Origin of the sequence: Pelomonas sp. Root1444, assembly GCF_001426885.1 — a bacterium.
GTDB lineage: Bacteria > Pseudomonadota > Gammaproteobacteria > Burkholderiales > Burkholderiaceae_C > Pelomonas.
This window is the reverse complement of record NZ_LMFP01000013.1, coordinates 249894-265642: the sequence shown is the minus strand read 5'-3', so window position 1 is coordinate 265642 and position 15749 is coordinate 249894. Positions and strand designations below refer to the sequence as shown.

Genomic DNA, 15749 nt, shown 5'->3' with positions numbered 1-15749 from the left:
GATGTCGAGGAAACGCCCACCCGCCATCCTCAATACAGATCACGCGCCGCCAGCCGCACCTCGTGCAGCAACTGCCTCGCCCCCGGCGACATCAGGTGCCCTTCACGCGTGATGATCCCGAACGCGTCCATGTGGCACGGCAACTCGATCGGCAGGATCGCCAGCACGTTCAGCGACGCGTAATAGCGCGCCACCTCGACGGGCATCACGTGCAGCGAATCGGTCTGCTGCAGCAATGCGGTGATCAACAGCAACGCCGTCGTGTCGACCACATTGGCCGGCGGCTCCAGTTCGGCGCGGCGGAACATCAGCTCCCACCGATGGCGCAGCACGCTGCCCTGCGGCGGCAATATCCATGGTTGATTCGCCAGATCCGCGAGCTTGAGGTTGTCGGACCTGAGCAGCGGATGCCCCACACGCGCCACCGCGCAGGCGGGCTCCACCGTCAGCTCCTCGTAGTGCATGCCGGCCGCGCCTTCCTCCTCGACGATGCGGCCGATCATGAAGTCCAGCTTGCCCCGCTGCAGCATGTCCAGCAGCACCTTGCTGGCCTCCATGTGCACGCCGATGCGCAGCTTGGGTGCCTGCAGCTTAATGCGCGAGATGGCGCGCGGCAGCAGGCCCATGGCCGGGGTCATGATGACGCCCACTTCCACCTGGCCGGAGAGGCCGTTCTTCAGCGCCACGATGTCGTCATGTGCGGCCGACAGCGACGTGAGCGCCATGCGGGCATGGCGGATCATGGTCTCGCCGTAGAGCGTGGGCTCCATGCCGCGCGGGTGGCGCTCGAAAAGCTTCACGTCCAGCATGTCCTCCAGGTCCTTGAGCTGCTTGGAGGCCGCCGGCTGGGTCATGCACAGCACCTCGGCGGCGCGGTGGATGTTGCGCTCGTCGTCGAGCGCGATCAGCAGCAGCAGCTGGCGCGTCTTCAGCCGCGCGCGCAGGAACCAGTTGGGGTTGGGGCTGGCGTCGGTCAGGCCGCTGTCGTCATCTTCGTCGCGGGCCATGGGGGTGACTTTCCTAAGCAAGATTGACCCGGCCATCGCTGGCCAGCACGCTGTTGATGTCATCGCCGGTCTCGTCCAGCTGCACCAGCGTCGCCTGGCGGGCGCCGAGCGGGTCGCGGGCTTGCAGCGCGGTCAGGATGGCCTTGTGGCGCGGCAGCGAGAGCTCGTGCGTGTTGGGCAGCTGGCTGGACAGGATGATGGATTCGCGCAGCGCCAGCGACAGCATGTTGCCGATGTAGGCCAGCAAGTCGTTGCCGGTGGCCTCGGCGATGCGGCGGTGGAAGGCCAGGTCGGGCTCCAGCAGCTCCTCGGTCGTGCGCGCCGCGGCCATGCCTTCGTAGGCGGCGGCGATCGAGCTCAGCTGCTCGTCCGTCGCGGCGCGCGCGGCGAGTGCCGCGGCCGCGGGCTCGAAGATCTGGCGCACCTCCAGCAGCGTCTGCACGAAGTCGTGCTGCGGCCGGGCCTGGATGAGCCAGTACAGCACGTCGGGATCCAGCAGGTGCCATTCGTTGCGCGGCCGCACGATGGCGCCGGCGCGCTGGCGCGACACCACCAGGCCCTTGGCGACCAGCACGCGCACCGCCTCGCGCAGCACGGGGCGGCTGATCTCGTAGCGCTCCAGCAGCTGGGCCTCGGGCGGCAGCTTGTCGCCGGGCTGCAGCTCGCCGCCCACGATGGCCTGGCCCAGCTCGCCGACGATGCGGCCGTGCTGGCTCTTGCCCTCGGGCTGGGCGCTGTAGGTGGAGTGGTCCGCTCGGGTTCGCATCTGCGCCAGGCTTGTCGCTAAAGCTTTCATTATCGAAAGCGCGCGACAAAGCCGCCCTTGGGAGCCAGCGTCAGCTTGGCCGCGGGTGCCGCGAGCCGGCTTTCGGCGAACTCGCGCGCGCCCGCGCCGTCGGTGATGAGCTGGCCTTCGCGCGCGCCCAGCCAGGCCAGGTCCAGCTGCAGGTCGCGCGGCGTGTCGTCGGCGTTCAGGCCGGCGATGAACCACTGCTTGCCGGCGCGGCGCGCCAGCACGACGTACTTGCCCGGCTCGCCGTCGAGGAAGCGCACTTCGTCCCAATGGCGCGGCAGCTCGCGCAGCAATCCCTTCACATACGCGGGCACCGTGGCCATGCCCTCGGGCGTCTCGGCGTAGTGCTGGATGCCCGATAGGAACAGCACGCTCTGCGCCAGCTCGAAGCCATTGCGCGTGGTGCGCTTGATGTTGGGGATGTCGCCGAACACCATGGGCGTGAAGTCCATGGGGTCGAACAGGTTGCGCGTGAAGGGCACCATCGCGGCGTGCGGGGCGACGGCGTCCTGGTCCTCCTGCGTGAAGGTGGTGAACTCGAGGCCGCGCACCGCCTCGACGGTCATCAGGTGGGGGTAGGTGCGGCTCCAACCGCGCGGCAGCGTGGCGCCGTGGAAGTTCATCAGCAGGCCGGCCGCCGCGGACTCCTTCAGCAGGTCCACGTAATACGCCTGCATGGAGGCGCCGTCTCCGCCGAAGAAGTCCACCTTCAGGCCGGCCATGCCCATGGCCTTCATGCGCGCGAATTCGCGTTGCCGGTCGGCGCGCGTCAGCAGCGCGCCGCGGGGCGTCTGCGGCGTGTCGTTCCAGTCGCCGGCGGAGTTGTACCAAGCCAGCAGGCCGACGCCCTTGGTCTTGCCGTAGTCCGCCAGTGCCTTCATCTTGGCGTCGCCGATCTGGCGGTCCCACTCGGCGTCCACCAGCGTGTAGTTCCAGCCCATGTCGGCGGCGTAGTCGATGAAGCGCTTTTGCACGTCGAAGACGGTGGCCTCGTCCTTCAGCAGCGCCCAGCTCCAGGACGCATGGCCGGGCTTGAGCCGGGCGTTGTCGAAGCGCACCGCAGGGGCGGCGAGGTCTGTGCCGAGGGTGGATTCCATGACCGTCTTCAGCGGGCCGATGGCGAGCACGCGCCAGGGGGTGGTCAGCGGGCCATCGGCTTGCGCCAGCAGGTGGCCGCCGGTGAAGACCTCGCTCGCATCGGGCAGGCCGATGCGGTAGACGCCGCCGGTCGAGTCGGCCTGCAGGCGCGACGCGTGGAAGCGGCCGTCCATGCCGGCCTCGGTCAGCGCCACCCAGTTGTCGCCGCTGCGGAACAGCGCCGGGAAGACCCAGCCGGCCGGGATGGGCGACGGCGTGCCGACGGCGATGCCCATCTGGTAGTGCTCTTCGTAGGACGGGTTCACGCGGCTGTAGCCCGACTTGGCGAGCGCCATGGGCTGAAGCCAGGCGCGCGCCTCGGGTGCGAAGGCGAAGCTCGTCAGCTCGTCCTTGAACTGCTTGCGGCCCGCGCCGGGCACCGCGTAGCGGAAGGCCACGCCGTCGTCGGAGGCGCGCACCGTCAGCAGCAGCCGCTGCCCGGCCGCGTTGGCCACGGCGAAGGTTTGCTCGTTGGCGCGGTAGTCCACGCGGCTCTTCTTGCCCGCGGCCAGCGTGTACTGCTCGCGGTGGGCCTTCACCGGCGACGTGGACACGAGCTTGAGCCCGTTGGCAAGGTCGCCCTGCTCCAGCACCAGGCCGAGCCGCGACGCCAGCAGCACCGGCTGGCCGGCGCGCTGCACCGTGTAGACGAGCTGCTGGTCGGCATTGACCGACACGTCGACCTGCAGCTGGCCGTCGGGGCTGTTCAAGGCCTGGGCGAGCGCAGGGATGGCGAGCAGCAACGAAGCGATGAGGCGCATGTCAGTCTCCGAGGGAATAAGGCCCATCGGCGACCGGCGTGCCGAAGTCGGGGAAGCCGTCATCGCGCCAGCCGAAGGCCTGCACGCGCGTGTGGCGGTTGGGGTCGTTGAGCGGGTCACCGACGATGTCACGGTAGTTGCGGGCGTGATAGACCAGCAGGTCGGTCTGGCCGTCGGGCGTCGTCGTGAAGCTGTTGTGGCCGGGGCCGAACTGGCTCACCGACTCGTCGGTCGTGAACACCGGCGTGGGCGACTTGTGCCAGCTGTGGCCGGCCAGCAGGTCGGCGTTCTCGTCGGCCCACAGGAGGCCCATGCAGTAGTTCGCATCGGTCGCGGCAGCCGAGTAGGCGATGAAGACGCGGCCATTGCGTTTCAGCACGGCGGGCCCCTCGTTGACGCAGAAGCCGATGCGCTCCCAGGCCAGCTCGGGGCGCGTGATGATGACCGGCTCGGTCTTCAAGGTCCACGGGTTGGCCATCTCGGCGAGGTAGAGGTTGCTCTCCGTCGGCGGGCTCTTCTGCGCCCAGCAGAGGAAGCGCCGGCCGCGGTGCTCGAAGGGCGTCGCGTCCAGCGAGAAGCCTTCCTCGGGCGTGGCGATCTGGCCGCGCTCCACCCACGAGTCTTGCAATGGGTCGTCGCCCTCGCATTCGAGGACGTACATGCGCAGCTTCCAAATGTCGTCGCGCTCACTGGCCGCGAAGTAGACATACCAGCGGCCGTCGATGCGGTGCAGCTCGGGCGCCCAGACGTGGAAGCTCGCCGGGCCGCTCTCGTGCTTGGTCCAGATCACCTTGGGCGTGGCGGTGGCCAGGCCGGCGATGCTGTCGGCGCTGCGGACCTCGATGGCGTCGTAGCTGGGCACCGAGGCGGTGAACCAATAGCGCCCATCGACGAGGCTGATCTGCGGGTCGGCGCGCTGGGCTATCAGGGGGTTGTGCCAGTTCATGTGCGGGCGGCTCGGGTGACGATGACGTTCCAGGAGGCGGGCTTGAGCGTCACGCGCAGTTGCTCGCCGGCGATGGCGACGCCGCCCAAGGCTTGAGGCGCGACGCGGTCGGGCGCGTCGACGGTGTTGGTGGCGTTCAGGTCCGTCGCGTGCAGTTGCTCGGCCTGCACCAGCTGGCGGTCTGACCCAAGGCCGCGCAGCGTGATGGACAGCTCCATCTCGTCGGTGAGGCTGCGGTTCAGCAGGAACACGGCGGTCTGCCCCGTGGCCGAATCGTCGACGACGCTGGCGCACAGATAGGGCAGCTCGCCATGGCGGGCATTGGCATAGCCGGGCGACTTCACGATGGAGCGCAACACATCGCCATGCGCCCAGCGCGCCGCCTGCGCGAAGGGATGGAAGATGGTCTGCCGCCAGGCCGGCCCGCCGGGCTCGGTCATGATGGGCGCGATGACGTTGCACAGCTGCGCCATGCAGGCGACCTTGAGCCGGTCCGCATGGTTCATGAACATCGTCAGCATGCCGCCGATGAGCAGCGCGTCCTCGGCCGTGTAGACCTCTTCCAGCAGCCGCGGCGCCTCGGGCCAGCCGGTCTGGCGCAAATGCTCGCCGTGGCGGGCGCGGTACCAGACGTTCCATTCGTCGAAGGACAGCTTCAGGCGCTTGCTGGAGCGCTTGCGCGTCGCGACCGAGTCCGCAATCGCCACCGTGTCCTCGATGTAGCGCGCATTCGTCTCGATCTGCGCGAAGAAGCTTTCGGTGGACGTGTCCGCCGGCGGCTTCACGAAATAGCTGTGCAGCGACAGGTAGTCGACGAACTCGAAGCAATGCTCCAGCACGCGGTCTTCCCACGCGCCGTAGGTCGGCATGTCGTAGGCCGACGAGCCGCAGGCGGCCAGCTCGATGCTCGGGTCCACCCAGCGCATCAGCTTGGCGGTCTCCTTGGCGATGCGGCCGTACTCGTCCGGCGTCTTCTGGCAGATCTGCCAGGGGCCGTCCATCTCGTTGCCCAGGCACCAGAACTTGATGCCCAGCGGCTCCTCGGCGCCGTGCGCGCGGCGCAGGTCCGACAGCGCCGTGCCGCCGGGGTGGTTGCAGTATTCGAGGTAGTGGCGCGCCTCGTCAGGCCCGCGCGTGCCGAGGTTGACGCCGAACATCGGCTCTATGCCGACCTTGCGGCACCAGGCCATGAACTCGTGCGTGCCGACCTGGTTGGTCTCGGTGGAGAACCAGGCCAGGTCCAGCCGGCGCGGGCGCTGGTCCCTGGGGCCGACGCCGTCTTCCCAGTCGTAGCCCGACATGAAGTTGCCGCCGGGGTAGCGCACGATGGTGGCGCCCAGTTCCTTGGTCAGCTCGGCGACGTCGTTACGGAAGCCGTGCTCGTCGGCTGTCGGGTGGCCCGGCTCGTGGATGCCGTTGTAGACGCAGCGCCCGAGGTGCTCGACGAACACGCCGAAGAGGCGGCGGTCCAGCGGCGCGAGGTCGAAGTCGCGGTCGACGATCAATGAGGCTTCAAAGGTCATCTGCGGGCTTTCTTCAGCGCTTTGTTGACCCGCTTCTCGACGCTGGCCTGCACCTCGGCGACCGGCTTGCCCGAGATCATCACGTTGGCCACGTCCTCGCCGATCAGCAGTTCGATGCCGCGCTGCGTGGGCACGTTGCCGGGCATGCCGACGCCGGTCTGCGTGATCTCCGTCAGCGCCGCTCGCAGCGGCAGCGCGCGGAAGGCTTCGCTCTGCGCCACGGTCTTGCTGACCGGCAGGTGGCCCGTGCGCGACCACTCGGCGCTGTGGTCCCAGACGAACTTCAGGAACTTGACCGCCGCCTCGTGCGCCTTGGCGTCCTGCGTCCCACCCTTGAACAGCGCCCACGAATGGCCGTCCGCGAACACGGCGGGCTTCTCGTAGAGCTGCGGGAAGGGCTTCACCGTGTAGGCGCCCTTGAGCTTGGACTCGGGCTTTTGCGATTCGCGCAGGAACTGGTCGATCGTCCAGGTGCCGACGACCACGACGCCCGCCTCGCCGTTCAGGAAGGCCTGGTTGGCGGCGGCGTAGTCGAGGTTGGGTCGCACATGGCCCTCGCGGTACAGCATCTGCATCAAGGTCAGCGCGTTGACGACGGCGGGCTGGTGCATGTCGATGGTCTTGCCGTCGGCGGAGAACAGCCGGGCGTTCTGCTGCGCCACCAGCGTCAAGAAGGTGCGGTCGTTGGCTGCGGTTTCATTCGCCACTGCCCAGGCGAAGTAGGGCTTGCCGGTGCGCTGCTTGAACTGCCGCGCCTGCGCCAGCAGCTCGTCGGGCGAGCGTGGCAGCGCCGGCTGCCCGTCTGCGCCCGTGAGCCCCGCCTGCTTCATCAGCCCGGTGTTGATGTGCCAGAGCCAGGCCCAGGTGTCGAAAGGCAAGGCGTAGGTCTGGCCGTTGAACGAGGTGCCGCGGCGTGCGTGTTCGGTGAAGTCGTCCACCGGCACGCCGACCCGCTTGAAGTCCTCGTCCAGCGGCAGCACCAGCTTGCGACGCACGTAGTCGCCCAGCGCCGACTCGTGCATGACGGCGACGGCCGGGATGTCCTTGGCGACGAGGCGCGCGGTGAGCTGGTCGTAGTACGGGCCCCACTCGCCGATCTGCGTCTTCACGACGATGCCGTCGGTGTTGGTCGCATTGAACTCGTTGACCAGCGCCGTGACGATGCCGCATTCGCCGACGCCTTCGGCGGTCTTCACGACCTGGCCGTACTGCGCCTCGCAGCTGCCGAAGAAGCGCATCAGCGTGATCTCGGTCTTGCCGGCCTCGGGCGTGCGCGCGCCACAGGCCGCGAGCAGCGTGGCAGAGAGACAGATGAGCAGGCGCTTCATGACTTGCCCGTCCCCGCCACGGCCGTCACCAGGTGGCGTTGGAAGAAGAGATACAGCATCAGCGCCGGCATGCCCGCGAACACGGCCTGCGCCATCAGGAAGCCCAAACCTTCAGACTGCGCGAAGTTGGTCTGCGTCGACGCGAGGCCGCGTGTGAGCGTGTACATGTCCGGCTGCGTCGCGATGACCAGCGGCCAGAGGTAGTCGTTCCAGCAGGCCAGGAAGGTGAAGATGCCGAGCGTGGCCTGCGCCGGCAGCGTCAGCGGCAGGATGATGGTCAGGAAGGTCTTGAAGCGCGAGGCGTTGTCCAGCAGCGCGGCCTCTTCCAGCTCGGCCGGGATGGCCTTGAAATACTGCGTCATCAGGTAGACGCCGAAGGGCGCGGCCAGGCCTGGCAGCGTCAGGCCGGCTATCGTGTTCTGCAGGTTCCACTCCGAGAACAGCCGGTGCAGCGGGATGAAGACCGACTGCGCCGGCACGGCCAGGCCGAACATGACGAGGGCGAACAGCCACTTGCGGCCCGGGAACTCGCAGCGCGCGAAGCCATAGCCCGCCAGCGACGACAGCACCAGCACGCCAACCGTCTGCAGCAGCGCGACCAGCGCGCTGTTGCCCAGCCAGCGGAACACCTGCGAGGTCTGCAGGATGTCCAGGTAGTTGGCCAGCGTGTAGGGCGGCGCCAGGAAGACGTCGGTGCGCGTCAGCAGGAATTCGTTGGGCTTGAAGGACAGCGCCAGCACCCACAGCAGCGGTGCCATCCAGGCGAGGGCCAGCAGCGTGAGCGCGGCCATGACGGCGCGGTCGAACCAACCGCGTCTGAGCAACGGGTTCATCGCTGACCTTTCTTGTCGCGTTCCAGCCAGAGCTGCGTGGAGACGCCCACCAGCATGATGGCCAGCAGCACCTGCGACGCGGCGGTGGCGTAGCCCAGCGAGAGCTGCATGAAGGCCTGTTCGTAGATGAACTGCACGACCGAGCGCGTCGTGTTGTTGGGCCCGCCGTTGGTCATCAGCATGATCTGCGGGAAGACCTGGAACTGGCGGATCACCTCGATCAGCGCCACCAGCACGATGGCACGCTTCAAGCTGGGCAGCGTGATGTGCGTGAGCACGCGCCATCTGGAGGTGTTGTCGAGCGCTGCGGCCTCGTAGATGTCCGACGGGATCTGCTGCAGCGCCGACAGGAACATGATCATCGGCAGGCCGATGATCCACCAGACGGTGACGAGGGCCACGGTGAGCAGGGCGAGGTTGTCACTGGTCAGCAGCGGCAGTTCCGGCAGGCCCAGCGCGGCGAAGAACTGCGCGATGAGGCCGCGTTCGGGCATGAGCGCGAGCTTCCACACGAGCGTGATCAGCGTCACCGAGAAGACGGAGGCGCAGAAGAAGGTGGCGCGCAGGAAGGTGGCGAGCTTGCCTGTGCGGTTCAGCGCCAGGGCGAGCATCAGCGACAGGATCACGAAGATCGGCGTGCTGATGAGCACGAAGCGGAGGGTGTTCCACACGACCTGGTGGAAGACCTCGTCGCCCCACAGCTCCTGGTAGTTGCCCAGGCCCACCCAGAAGCTGTCGTTGGACAGCAGGTCGTGGTCGTGGAAGCTGATCCAGATGCCCTTGGCGAGGGGCCAGAGGAGCAGCAGCACGTAGAGCGCGACGAAGGGGAGGACAAAGAGGGCGTAGGCGGGGCGGGAGGCGCGGAGGCCGACGGTGGGCGCGCTCATTTGGGTTGCTCCGGACGCTTTGGCTTTGTGCCGAGGCTCAGCGGGGATTTCGCCCCCGCGGCCGCCGGGACGAAATCCCGGCTGGGCCTGGCCTGAGACGCCGCACTCACGACAAAGCCTCCTGCGCATGATGCGCACGCCCGCTCTCGTCGAACAGATGCGCCTCGGCCACATCCACGCTGACGGCGACATGCGAGCCCAGCTCCGGCGAAACCCCAGCCGGCACCGTGACGATCAGCGGGCTGTCGCCTTCCAGCTTCAGGTGCGCCAGCGTGCGCTCGCCCAGGAACTCCACCAACTCGACGCGCCCACGCAGCGGACCCACCTCCGCCACGCGCAGGTTCTCCGGTCGCACGCCCAGCACCAGGCCTTGCGCGGGCAGGCCATCGGCCGAAACACGCGTCGTCACCGCAGCACCGCCCGGCACCGTGACGACGGCACGACCCTGCTCGTCCGCTGCGCGTTGCACCGGCACAAAGCCCATCCCCGGCGTGCCGATGAAGCTGGCGACAAAGCGCGTCGCCGGCCGGCGGTACAGCTCCGCCGGCGTCGCCACCTGCTCGATCGCCCCGCCCTTCATGACGACGATGCGCGTGGCCAGCGTCATCGCCTCGATCTGGTCGTGCGTGACGAAGACCATCGTCGCGCCCAGGCGCTGGTGCAGCTGCGCCAGCTCCAGCCGCGTGCGGCCGCGCAGCGCGGCGTCGAGGTTGGACAGTGGTTCGTCGAACAGGAAGATGCCCGGCTCCTTCACCACCGCGCGGCCGATGGCGACGCGCTGGCGCTGCCCGCCGGACAGCTGCCCCGGCTTGCGGTCCAGCAGCGAGTCCAGCTCCAGCATGCGGGCCGACTCGGTGATGCGCCTGGCGATCTCGTCGGCAGGGATGCCGATGTTCTTCAAGCCGAACGCGAGGTTCTCGCGCACGCTCATGTGCGGGTACAGCGCGTAGTGCTGGAACACCATCGCCAGGTTGCGCTGCCCCGGCGGCGCGACGGTCACGTCGCGCTCGCCGATGAGGATGCGGCCGCCGCTGACCTCTTCCAGCCCCGCCACCATGCGCAGCAGGCTGGTTTTGCCGCAGCCCGACGGGCCCAGGAAGACGACGAACTCGCCTTCGGCCACGTCCAGCGACAGGTTCTCAATGACCTGCACCGCGCCATAGCGCTTGCAGACGTTCTCCAACTTCAGGCCAGCCACGGTGGGTGTCTCCGGTTCATTCTTCTTGAGGGATCACAGGCCAGCCGTCGGCCGTCCAGCTCAGGCGCTTGATGCGCAGGTGCGCCTTGCCGCCGCGCTCGGTGTCGTAGGCGTGGTGCACCAACCAGTCACCGACGACGTCCTGGTGGCCCGGGCCCTTCCAGCGCGCGCCGCCCGCCAGCAGCGGGGTTCCGCCCGCGTCCAGCAGGTTCTTGCCGTCGCGGTCCAGGTAGGGCCCGGTCACGCTGCGGGCGCGGCCGACGCGGACGTTGTAGGTGCTGTTGGCGCCCTTGCAGCACAGGTCGTAGGAGGCGAACAGATAGACCCAGTCGCCGTGGCGCACGAGGGTCGGCGCCTCGATGCCGCCCTTGCGGCGCGCGATGAAGCTCGATTCACCGATGGGCTTCAGCGTATCGGCGCTCAGCTCGGTCAGGCGGATGCCGCCCCAGAACGAGCCATAGCTCAGCCACAGCCTGCCGTCGGTGTCGGCGAAGAGGTCGGGGTCGATGGCGTTGAAGTCGTCAGCGGCGGTACTGGCCACGACGAGGCCCTCGTCGCGCCAGTCGTTGCCGTCGGGCCCGGCGCTGCTGGCCAGGCCGATGGCCGAGCGGTTCTTGCCGAAGGTCGAGATCGAGTACAGCACCCAGGTGCGGCCGCGATGCTCGAAGAGCTTGGGCGCCCAGACGTCCAGGCCCTTGTGCTCGGGCACGGCCTCCAGCCACCAGGCGGGCGGCGCGGTGAAGACGGGTGCCAGACGTTGCCAGGTCCTGCCCGCATCGGCCGACTCCAGCCGCTGCAGGCCGCGGCCCGTCGTGAAGACGAACCAGTGATCATGCTGGATCAGCAGCGTCGGGTCGTGCGCGCCCGGCTCGGCCTGTGGTTCGACGGCATCCACGCGTGCAGCCAGCAGCAGCGCGAGGGCCGCCACCAGCGCCCACAGCGCGCGCATTACTTGCCCCAGCGGAGCACGAGGGGATCGAGTCGCTTGGCGGCGTCCAGCAGGCCGGCGCGGGTTTCGGGGCTCATCTCGGGGAAGGGGTGGCGCGGGGCATCGCTCTGGATGACGCCGCCTTCCTTCATCAGCGCCTTGGCGGTCAGGATGCCGCCCTGGCGGTTCTCGTAGTTGATCAGCGGCAGCCAGCGGCCGTACTCGACGACGGCCGTCTCGCGGTCACCGGCGTGGAAGGCGTCGAAGATCTTGCGGATGCCGTCCGGGAAGCCGCCGCCGGTCATCGCGCCGGTGGCGCCGGCGTCCAGGTCGGCCAGCAGCGTGATGGCTTCCTCGCCGTCCCACGGGCCTTCGATGGCGGCGCCGCCGACGCGGATCAGCTCGCGCATCTTGGCCGCCGCCTGCGGCATCTCCAGCTTGAAGTACTTCACGTTGGCTATTGTTGAAGCCATGCGCGCCAGGAAGGGCACCGACAGCGGCGTGCCGGCCACCGGGGCGTCCTGGATCATGATCGGAATCGAGATCGCGTCGGACAGGCGCTGGTAGAAGCCTTCGATCTGGCCTTCCGACACGCGGAAGGTGGCGCCGTGGTACGGCGGCATCACCATGACCATGGCCGCGCCGAGCGCTTCAGCCAGCTGGCTGCGCTCGATGCAGATCTGCGTCGAGTAATGCGTCGTCGTGACGATGACCGGCACGCGGCCGGCGACGTGTTCGAGGATCGCCCGCGTCAGCGTCTCGCGCTCGGCGTCCGACAGCACGAACTGCTCGGAGAAGTTCGCCAGGATGCACAGGCCCGTGGAACCGGCATCGATCATGAAGTCCACGCAGCGCAGCTGGCCGGGAAGGTCCAGCGTGCCGTCGGCGTGGAAGATGGTCGGCACGACGGGGAAGACGCCGCGGTAAGGACGGGTGGTGGAGGCGCTCATGATGCGGTCCCTTGTCTCGGTGGGAGGTTGATTGCCAAGCGCCGACGTGCGCTTCGGGCCCGGCTGTGGTTGCCGGCGAGTTCTCATTAAAGTATGACTATTTATGCAAGATCATCGGGGTTAACCCGTGCTTTGGCGACTTTGCAAACTAAAAAGTATGACTAATAATCGGCCCACAGCCCGGTCGTAGAAGCCGGCCAGCATCCGACCGGAGACCTTTCCATGAACGCCCAAGCGCGCTATCCCAGCCTTCAGGACCGGGGCGTCCTGATCACCGGCGGGGCCACCGGCATCGGCGAAACGCTGGTCGAGGCGTTCGCCGCGCAAGGCGCCAGGGTGGCCTTCATCGACCTGGCCGCGGACGCGGGCCACGCGCTGGCCGCGCGGCTGGCCGCGACGTCGCGCCACGCGCCGCAGTTCGCCGCCGCCGACCTGTCGCACGTCGAGTCGCTGCGCGCGGCCGTCGCCGCGCTGCGCGAGCGCAGCGGCCCGTTCACGGTGCTGCTCAACAACGCGGCCAACGACAGGCGCCACGCTGTCGAGGACACCACGCCCGAGTTCTGGGACGCCAGCGTGGCGGTCAACATCAAGCACCAGTTCTTCACGGCCCAGGCCGTGCTGCCCGACATGAAGGCCGCCGGCGGCGGCAGCATCGTCAACTTCGGCTCCATCAGCTGGATGCTCAAGCAGGGCGGCATGCCCGCTTACACCGCCAGCAAGGCGGCCACGCAGGGCCTGACGCGCTGCCTGGCGCGCGACTTCGGAGTTCACGGGATCCGCGTCAACACGCTGGTGCCGGGCTGGGTGATGACCGAGAAGCAATTGAAGCTCTGGGTCACCGAGGAGACCAAGATCGAGATCGCCAAAGGCCAGTGCATCAACGAGCCGCTGATGCCCCAGCACATCGCTTCGATGGCGCTGTTCCTCGCGGCCGACGACAGCGCGATGTGTACGGCGCAGGACTTCGTCGTTGACGGCGGCTGGGCATGAGCATGAAGTGCGTCGAGTACGGCCTGCTGCCCGACGGGCGCGCGGTCCACGAATACACGCTGGGCAACGGCCTGGGCCTGACGCTGACCGCCATCACGCTGGGCGGCATCGTCACCGGCCTGTGGGTGCCGGATGCGCAAGGTGCCGCTGGCAACGTCGTGCTGGGCTTTGACAACCTGGACGACTACGTCCACCGCAACCCGTCGTTCGGCATCATCGTGGGCCGCTACGGCAACCGCATCGCGGGTGCCAGCTTCGAGCTGGACGGCCAGACGCACACGCTGGCGCGCAACGACGGCCCCAACTGCCTGCATGGCGGTACCGAGGGCTTCGGACACCGGCTGTGGGCGGCCGAACCCGTCGAGCCGCAGCCGGGCGAGGCCCAGGCGCTGCTGTTCAGCTACACCAGCCCGCACGGCGAGCAAGGCTTCCCCGGCGAGCTGCAGGTGCGCGTGCGCTACGCCGTCAGCGCGACCGAGAACGCCTGGCGCATCGATTACGAAGCCACCACCGACCGCGCCACCGTCGTCAACCTGACGCACCACGACTACTTCAACCTCGCCGGCCAGGGCTCCGTGCTGCGCCACCGGCTGACGATTCCCGCGTCGCGCTACAGCGAGGTGGACCAGCACCTGATCCCGCTGCAGCATGCGAGCGTCGACGGCACGCCCTTCGACTTCCGCCGGTCCACGCCCATCGTGGCCCGCATCCGCGACGCCCACCCGCAGCTGCTGCGCGCCAAGGGCTACGACCACAACTGGCTGCTCGACGGCGAACCCGGTGCCGACGGCCTGCGCCCCGCGGCCACGCTGGAGGACCCGCACTCCGGCCGCCGCATGGAGGTGCTGACCAGCGAGCCGGCGCTGCAGTTCTATTCCGGCAACTTCCTCGACGGCAGCCTGGCCGGCCCGGGCGGGCGCATCTACCGCCAGGGCGATGGACTTTGTCTCGAAACCCAGCACAACCCCGATTCGCCGCACCACGCCGTCAGCGACGATTGGCCCTCGACGGTGCTGAGGCCGGGCCAGGTCTGGCGCAGCACGACCGTGCATCGCTTCACCTGACGCCGAGGACGCCGCCATGGACCTGCCCGCCCACCAACTGACGATGACCGTGCTGATGACGCCGGACACCGCCAACTTCGCCGGCAACGTCCACGGCGGCAACATCCTCAAGCTGCTCGACCAGGTCGCCTACGCCTGCGCCAGCCGCTACGCGGGGCGCTACGTCGTCACGCTGTCGGTGGACCGCGTCATCTTCCGCCAGGCCATCCACGTCGGCGAGCTGGTCACCTTTCTGGCCAGCATCAACATGACCGGCACCTCGTCGATGGAGGTCGGCATCAAGGTCGTGGCCGAGAACATCCGCACGCAGGAAACCCGCCACGTCAACAGCTGCTATTTCACGATGGTGGCCGTGGGCGACGACAACAAGCCGGTGGCGGTGGCGCCGCTGCGCCCCTTCACCCCCGACGAACGCCGCCGCCACGCCGCGGCCCTCGCCCGCAAGCAGGCGCGCGCCAGCCTGGAAGCCCCCGATGCAAGCTGAACATCCCTTCGTCCTCACCCTCGCCCAAGCCGTCACCCTCGGCGAGGGCCTGCAATGGCACGCCCCCAGCGGCCGCTGGTGGTGGGCCGACATCGAAGGCGCCTGCATCTACGCCTGGACGCCCGGCGCCAGCGCCACGCTGCAGGTGCGCCTGCCCGAGCGGGTCGGCTGCTTCGTGCATGGCCGCTCCGGCGCCCTCGTGCTGGGCATGGCCAAGCGCCTGGCGCGCCTCACGCTGCCCGACCTGCAGGCCACCGGCAGCATCGCCGGCGAGCCGGTCGAGATCGCACCTGTCGAGGCGGCAGTCGCCACCACTCGCGTCAACGACGGCCGCTGCGACCGCGACGGCGCCTTCGTCTTCGGCACGCTGGACGAAGGCAAGCCGGGCCAGCCGCGCCAGACCATCGGCGGCTTCTACCAGTACTCGATGTCCCGGGGCCTGCGCCGCCTGCCGCTGGACGGCGTGGCCATCGCCAACAGCATCTGCTTCAGCCCCGACGGCCGGCGCATGTACTACTGCGACTCGCCCACCCGCCGCATCATGGTCTGCGACTACGACTCGGCCAGCGCCCGCGTCAGCGAGCCGCGCCTCTTCGTGAAGAAGGACGTCCACGCCGCCGAGCCGGACGGCTCCTGCATCGACGCCCAGGGCTGCCTGTGGAACGCCGAATGGGGCAACGCCGCCGTCGCCCGTTACGCGCCCGACGGCCGCCTGCTGGCGCGCTACGCGGTGCCGGTCAGCCATGTCACCTGCCCCGCCATCGGCGGCCCGGACGGCGACCAGATCCTGGTCACCACGGCGCGCGCCGGCCTCAGCACGGCCGACCTGATGGCACGCCCGCTGTCGGGCAGCCTGTTCGGCATGGCGGTGCCCGCGGCGCTGCACCTGCCCGAGCCGTTGTTCAACGACGCTTGAGGAC

15 protein-coding genes are annotated in these 15749 nt (G+C 68.7%); 4 read left to right on the top strand and 11 right to left on the bottom strand.

The annotated features are described in order from the left end of the window. Window positions 1–29 precede the first annotated feature (29 nt). From ASD35_RS14765 to ASD35_RS14715, 11 genes are all read right to left on the bottom strand, one after another. Window positions 30–1007, bottom strand: a complete 978-nt coding sequence (locus ASD35_RS14765) for a LysR family transcriptional regulator (protein ID WP_056875702.1) — start codon at window positions 1005–1007, stop codon at window positions 30–32. A 13-nt stretch (window positions 1008–1020) separates the two neighbouring features. Beyond that, window positions 1021–1773 carry a FadR/GntR family transcriptional regulator gene (locus ASD35_RS14760; protein WP_056875701.1) on the bottom strand — a complete coding sequence of 251 codons (753 nt, stop codon included), beginning with the start codon at window positions 1771–1773 and terminating at the stop codon, window positions 1021–1023. 29 nt (window positions 1774–1802) lie between these two features. Next, complete coding sequence (locus ASD35_RS14755) at window positions 1803–3698, bottom strand: glycoside hydrolase family 97 protein (RefSeq protein WP_056875700.1); 1896 nt, start codon at window positions 3696–3698, stop codon at window positions 1803–1805. Window position 3699: 1 nt separating this feature from the next. Continuing rightward, window positions 3700–4644 carry a family 43 glycosylhydrolase gene (locus ASD35_RS14750; RefSeq protein WP_056875699.1) on the bottom strand — a complete coding sequence of 315 codons (945 nt, stop codon included), beginning with the start codon at window positions 4642–4644 and terminating at the stop codon, window positions 3700–3702. Further along, window positions 4641–6167: an alpha-N-arabinofuranosidase gene (locus ASD35_RS14745; protein ID WP_056875698.1), complete on the bottom strand. Its 1527-nt coding sequence runs from the start codon at window positions 6165–6167 to the stop codon at window positions 4641–4643. Before ASD35_RS14745 ends, ASD35_RS14750 begins: the two co-directional genes overlap by 4 nt. Then, window positions 6164–7495 (bottom strand): extracellular solute-binding protein, encoded by a 1332-nt coding sequence (locus ASD35_RS14740; protein ID WP_056875697.1) that lies wholly within the window; start codon window positions 7493–7495, stop codon window positions 6164–6166. The genes ASD35_RS14745 and ASD35_RS14740 overlap by 4 nt, the downstream gene beginning before the upstream one ends. After that, entirely contained in the window at window positions 7492–8328 is an 837-nt protein-coding gene (locus tag ASD35_RS14735) for a carbohydrate ABC transporter permease (protein ID WP_056875696.1), read from the bottom strand. The genes ASD35_RS14740 and ASD35_RS14735 overlap by 4 nt, the downstream gene beginning before the upstream one ends. Then, window positions 8325–9215: a carbohydrate ABC transporter permease gene (locus tag ASD35_RS14730; protein WP_056875695.1), complete on the bottom strand. Its 891-nt coding sequence runs from the start codon at window positions 9213–9215 to the stop codon at window positions 8325–8327. Before ASD35_RS14730 ends, ASD35_RS14735 begins: the two co-directional genes overlap by 4 nt. 106 nt (window positions 9216–9321) lie before the next feature. After that, on the bottom strand, window positions 9322–10413 hold the full coding sequence (locus tag ASD35_RS14725) for an ABC transporter ATP-binding protein (RefSeq protein WP_056875694.1): 1092 nt from the start codon (window positions 10411–10413) through the stop codon (window positions 9322–9324). A gap of 16 nt (window positions 10414–10429) precedes the next feature. Next, complete coding sequence (locus tag ASD35_RS14720; RefSeq protein WP_056875693.1) at window positions 10430–11362, bottom strand: arabinan endo-1,5-alpha-L-arabinosidase; 933 nt, start codon at window positions 11360–11362, stop codon at window positions 10430–10432. Further along, complete coding sequence (locus tag ASD35_RS14715; RefSeq protein WP_056875692.1) at window positions 11362–12291, bottom strand: dihydrodipicolinate synthase family protein; 930 nt, start codon at window positions 12289–12291, stop codon at window positions 11362–11364. The genes ASD35_RS14720 and ASD35_RS14715 overlap by 1 nt, the downstream gene beginning before the upstream one ends. A 222-nt stretch (window positions 12292–12513) precedes the next feature. On the opposite strand from ASD35_RS14715, the gene ASD35_RS14710 reads away from it, so the two are divergent. Genes ASD35_RS14710 through ASD35_RS14695 form a run of 4 tightly spaced genes read left to right on the top strand, consistent with a single transcriptional unit; the run spans window position 12514 to window position 15745 of the window. Further along, window positions 12514–13281 carry an SDR family NAD(P)-dependent oxidoreductase gene (locus tag ASD35_RS14710; RefSeq protein ID WP_056875691.1) on the top strand — a complete coding sequence of 256 codons (768 nt, stop codon included), beginning with the start codon at window positions 12514–12516 and terminating at the stop codon, window positions 13279–13281. After that, the gene (locus ASD35_RS14705; RefSeq protein WP_200956053.1) at window positions 13278–14345 is read left to right on the top strand and encodes an aldose epimerase family protein; all 1068 of its coding nucleotides are present in this window, start codon (window positions 13278–13280) and stop codon (window positions 14343–14345) included. Before ASD35_RS14710 ends, ASD35_RS14705 begins: the two co-directional genes overlap by 4 nt. Before the next feature lie 16 nt (window positions 14346–14361). After that, on the top strand, window positions 14362–14829 hold the full coding sequence (locus ASD35_RS14700) for an acyl-CoA thioesterase (RefSeq protein ID WP_056875689.1): 468 nt from the start codon (window positions 14362–14364) through the stop codon (window positions 14827–14829). Continuing rightward, on the top strand, window positions 14819–15745 hold the full coding sequence (locus ASD35_RS14695) for an SMP-30/gluconolactonase/LRE family protein (RefSeq protein ID WP_056875688.1): 927 nt from the start codon (window positions 14819–14821) through the stop codon (window positions 15743–15745). Before ASD35_RS14700 ends, ASD35_RS14695 begins: the two co-directional genes overlap by 11 nt. The last annotated feature ends 4 nt before the right edge of the window (window positions 15746–15749 follow it).